Origin of the sequence: Chryseobacterium sp. VD8 (assembly GCF_037149975.1) — a bacterium.
Classification (GTDB): domain Bacteria; phylum Bacteroidota; class Bacteroidia; order Flavobacteriales; family Weeksellaceae; genus Chryseobacterium; species Chryseobacterium indicum.
In genome coordinates, this window is record NZ_JBBCQL010000309.1 from 1 (window position 1) to 4,282 (window position 4,282).

Sequence of the window (4,282 nt, forward strand, 5' to 3'; positions counted from 1 at the left end):
CTACGAAGTAAAAAGAGGGCTTCTTATCGGGTTCAAATATTCCAATTATAGTGCTTCTACAAGCGGAAGATTAAGTGTTGCAGACAATATGGGAAATATTGTTTCTGCAAATGTAAGTACAAAAGACCAGATTAATTTTTATGGTCCTGAACTTACCCTAACCAATGACGCTCACGAAACAAAGCACAAACTGTTTATGGATGTCGCTTTGGGAGCAATGACTTATACTACAAAAACAGGAACGGTAAAAGGAAAAGGAACAACATTCGGGGCGGAACTGGATTTTGCCTATCAGTATGAAGTAAGCAGGAACTTTTTAATCGGTCCGAAAATAGGACTTTCGGGAGGAACCCTTAGCAAAATGAGCTTTAATGGACAGTCGGTAGAATTCGGAGAAGACCAAAAAGAAGGTTTAACGAGACTTTCTTTAAGTGCAGCCGCTACATTCCGTTTTTAAGTTTTATCTTTGCAAAAATTATAAAAAATGAGCAAACCGATAACTGAGTTCATAGAAAAGTACTACCTGCACTTCAACGCAGCTGCATTGGTGGATGCTTCTAAGGGATATGTTGCGCATCTTAAGGATGGCGGAAAAATGATGATTACTCTTGCCGGAGCAATGTCTACTGCGGAGTTGGGAAAAATTCTTGCAGAGATGATCCGTCAGGACAAAGTAGATTTCATTTCTTGTACAGGGGCAAACCTTGAAGAAGATTTAATGAATCTTGTAGCACATTCTCACTATGAAAGAGTTCCTCACTACAGAGATCTTACGCCACAGGAAGAATGGGATCTTCTGGAAAGAGGTCTGAACAGGGTTACAGATACCTGTATTCCAGAAGAAGAAGCTTTCAGAAGATTGCAGAAACATATTTATGAAATCTGGAAAGATGCAGACAATAAAGGTGAAAGATATTTCCCGCACGAATACATGTACAAAATGATCCTTTCCGGAGTTTTGGAACAGTATTATGAAATTCCGAGAGAAAACTCATGGATGATCGCTGCTGCGGAGAAAAATTTACCAATCGTCGTTCCGGGATGGGAAGATTCTACAATGGGTAATATTTTTGCTTCTTACTGCATCAAAGGAGAACTTAAATTCTCTACGATGAAATCAGGGATCGAGTATATGGCTTATTTAGCAGACTGGTACACTAAAAATTCATCAGGAAAAGGAGTTGGTTTCTTCCAGATTGGTGGAGGTATTGCCGGAGATTTCCCGATCTGTGTGGTTCCAATGCTGTATCAGGATATGGAAATGCATGATATTCCGTTCTGGTCTTATTTCTGTCAGATTTCAGACTCAACGACTTCTTACGGTTCTTATTCCGGAGCAGTTCCGAACGAGAAAATTACCTGGGGTAAACTAGATATCACAACACCGAAATTTATCGTTGAAAGTGATGCTACCATTTGTGCACCATTGATGTTCTCTTATATTTTAGAAAATTCTTAATCAGAATACTATAAATTTACGTAAAAGGCTTATTCTGTAAGCCTTTTATTTTTTTAAGTGAACACATAACTCACAATTTTTTTAGAAATACATTTTTAAAATTCATAGAAATACTCTTCTATTACCGCAAAGTGTTGTTTTAAGATATTTTCATCTTTTATAAGCGAAGCGGCTTTGTGAAACAAAAGAATAGTTTTAGATAAAAATAAAAACTCTGTGAACTTCGTGTTCAGAAAAGATACACTAAAATATTTTATTCTAATTGGAAGCTTTTCAGAAAAATAAATTCGATGCTCTTACAGGAATGCGCGCTGTTGCGGCGATTATGGTATTTGTATATCATAACCGCAAATACTGGCGTAATGATCTTCCCTTTGAAATCATGCGTTTCATCAGCGAATGGCATATCGGAGTAACGGTTTTCTTTGTCCTGAGCGGATTTTTACTCGCTTATCGATACGAAGAAAAACCTCTGGAATCCAAAAAGTCTTATTTAAAATACATTTTACTACGGATCGCAAGAATTTTTCCATTGTACTGGATTTTACTGAGCGCTTTTTTTCTGGATGTAAAATATTCCAAAGATGTAGATACCTATTTTTTACAGTACTCGCTTTTTTACTCTTTATTTGAAAAATACTCTGTCTCAGGAATTGTTCAGGCTTGGTCGCTTACGGTAGAATTTTTCTTTTATCTTCTCGCTCCGTTTTTATTTCTTTTGTTTAAAAAAAACTGGAGCTACTGTATTCTTTTTTTAGCCGGATTTTTTCTTTCAGGTTGGGGAATCGGTTATGGTCTGCATGAATATAACGGAAATCCTGAAGGCTTTTTATATCCTCTGAAATTCATGACAGGAAGCACGTTTTTCGGAAGAAGTTCTGAGTTTTTCTTCGGAATGTTGCTAGCTTATTTAATGAAGAAAGAGAAAGGTATTCAGTTTTTAAAAAAATTAAAACGGTCTACTTTGTTGGGCGGTATTTCTATTATTATCTTAACCATTGCCATTGCATTTTTTGCCCGGAATAACTTTGTTCACGGAGTAGAGCGATGGGAAGGAAGACTGATTCACGAATTTTTGCTTCCAGTCGCGATTATCATTTTCTTTTGGGGATTGATGTCTGAAAAAACATGGGTTTCGAAAGTTCTTTCTTCAAAACTATTGATTCTTTTGGGAAATGCCTCATTTGTATTTTACCTGATCCATCTGAGTTATTTCAATATGAAACTCAAATCTTTCGTTTATCTTCCCGACAAAAATTTTGTCCTGTTGTGGATTTGTTCAATCATTATTTATCTGCTCATCGAAAAGCCCCTGTATGAAAAATGCAGAAAATTGATTGCTAAAATTAAATAAACCTTTCTCAGTCTAATCCATCGAATTTATCAGGACAAAATAACGGTAGGCAAGAATTCCTTTCTGAATTTTTGTCAGTTTGTTCGGATCTTTATCACTTAATCTGGGTAAAATTGCCTTATTTATTTTATTCAAAAAGCGGAAAAACGATTTTTTCATAACTTTATATTTTACAGATTGAATTTCAATGGTCAATTCAAAAATAATGCAAAACAAAAATGAATGAAATATTTAAAAAGCAGGTTTGGGAAATCACCAAGTTAGTTCCGAAAGGCAGAGTAACGAGTTACGGAGCAATTGCCAAAGCAGTCGGTTATCCCAATCATTCCCGCCACGTTGGAAAAGCAATGGGAGGTTGTCCGAAAGATGTTCCTGCGCATCGTGTAATTTCAAGTTCAGGAACTTTATCGGTTCCGGAATTTCAGGAAAAACTGGAAGCGGAAGGAATTACTGTTGAAAATTTCAGGATTAAAAATTTCAAAAACCTGTTCTGGAATCCGCTGGAAGAGCTGTAAAAAGAGAATATTTACCATTCAGAAGAGAAAAATTACGGCTGAGTCTGTTTTTTTGGCGAAAGATTTTCTGAAAGGCTAGTTTTGCTTCATAAATAATACGCTATGAAAACAAAACTTCTATTCTCCGCACTTTTTTTAATGACAGTCTGCTTTTTTAAAGCACAGATGGATGATAATTTCTATAAGCCGGGCAAGACACTTCGTCCTGTAGAAAATCTGGTTTACGAAGATTTTTCCATTCCGGTGGAAAAAGATACCATTACAGGAATTATTTTAAAGCCAAAATCGGGAAAAGCCAAAGGAACAGTTCTGTTTTTTCACGGAGCAGGAGGAAATGTAACTTCTTATCTCTTCATGACAAAACCTTTGGTTGAAAATAATTTTCAGGTAGTGATGGTCGATTTTCGCGGTTATGGAAAATCAACAGGAAAACCAACTCACCTTAACATCGCATCAGACGGACAGATTTTCTTTGATAAAATGATGCAAAGACCTGAAATTGCCGATACCAAAATTATTCTGTACGGAGCTTCTATGGGATCGCAGATTGCGGCTCATTTAGCAAAAAATAATAAAACCAAAATTGCAGGACTGGTAATGGACGGAAGCCTTTCTTCTTTCACAGATATTGCGATGTATTACAAACCTGAACTCAAGGAAGTAATTTCCCGATACGTTATTTCTCCTTATTCTGCTAAAGAGGATTTACAGGATACGGAAGGTCTTCCTAAACTTTTTATCCACAGTAAAGACGATAAGGATGTTCCTTACGAAGAAGGATCTGAGAATTATGCCAAGGCTTCTTTGCCGAAAGAGTTTTTGGAATATTCCGGAAAACATCTGGAAGCAATGAATACACAGGCTGGGAAAATTGTTTCGGCTATTGAGAAAATGCTGAATAAATAAAAAGGTTTGGGTTTCGGCGGCGAAGCCGCCGAAACCCAAACAAAAAAT

General features: G+C 36.5%; 6 protein-coding genes. 5 read left to right on the forward strand and 1 reads right to left on the reverse strand.

All coding sequences use genetic code 11. The features are described 5' to 3' along the window. The 3 genes from WFK35_RS21065 to WFK35_RS21075 form a co-directional block, all read left to right on the forward strand. Nucleotides 1-457 (forward strand): hypothetical protein (locus WFK35_RS21065; protein ID WP_336734486.1); only part of this gene is annotated, 457 nt, incomplete at its 5' end. Between the two features lie 27 nt (nucleotides 458-484). Beyond that, nucleotides 485-1,459, forward strand: coding sequence for a deoxyhypusine synthase family protein (locus WFK35_RS21070; RefSeq protein ID WP_029295769.1), 975 nt, complete (start codon nucleotides 485-487; stop codon nucleotides 1,457-1,459). Between the two features lie 262 nt (nucleotides 1,460-1,721). Next, complete coding sequence (locus WFK35_RS21075; protein WP_336734488.1) at nucleotides 1,722-2,813, forward strand: acyltransferase family protein; 1,092 nt, start codon at nucleotides 1,722-1,724, stop codon at nucleotides 2,811-2,813. Nucleotides 2,814-2,825: 12 nt separating this feature from the next. On the opposite strand, the gene WFK35_RS21080 is transcribed toward WFK35_RS21075, so the two are convergent. After that, nucleotides 2,826-2,972 carry a hypothetical protein gene (locus WFK35_RS21080; RefSeq protein WP_336734490.1) on the reverse strand — a complete coding sequence of 49 codons (147 nt, stop codon included), beginning with the start codon at nucleotides 2,970-2,972 and terminating at the stop codon, nucleotides 2,826-2,828. Between the two features lie 59 nt (nucleotides 2,973-3,031). On the opposite strand from WFK35_RS21080, the gene WFK35_RS21085 reads away from it, so the two are divergent. Beyond that, nucleotides 3,032-3,328, forward strand: coding sequence for an MGMT family protein (locus WFK35_RS21085; protein ID WP_336734492.1), 297 nt, complete (start codon nucleotides 3,032-3,034; stop codon nucleotides 3,326-3,328). Nucleotides 3,329-3,430: 102 nt separating this feature from the next. Beyond that, entirely contained in the window at nucleotides 3,431-4,234 is an 804-nt protein-coding gene (locus WFK35_RS21090; protein ID WP_336734494.1) for an alpha/beta hydrolase, read from the forward strand. The last annotated feature ends 48 nt before the right edge of the window (nucleotides 4,235-4,282 follow it).

What these genes read in the sequence shown, in the direction of transcription:
- WFK35_RS21080 (WP_336734490.1), bottom strand. Translation starts at nt 2,972, where the DNA reads ATGAAAAAATCGTTTTTCCGCTTTTTGAATAAAATAAATAAGGCAATT.
- WFK35_RS21070 (WP_029295769.1), top strand. Translation starts at nt 485, where the DNA reads ATGAGCAAACCGATAACTGAGTTCATAGAAAAGTACTACCTGCACTTC.
- WFK35_RS21090 (WP_336734494.1), top strand. Translation starts at nt 3,431, where the DNA reads ATGAAAACAAAACTTCTATTCTCCGCACTTTTTTTAATGACAGTCTGC.
- WFK35_RS21085 (WP_336734492.1), top strand. Translation starts at nt 3,032, where the DNA reads ATGAATGAAATATTTAAAAAGCAGGTTTGGGAAATCACCAAGTTAGTT.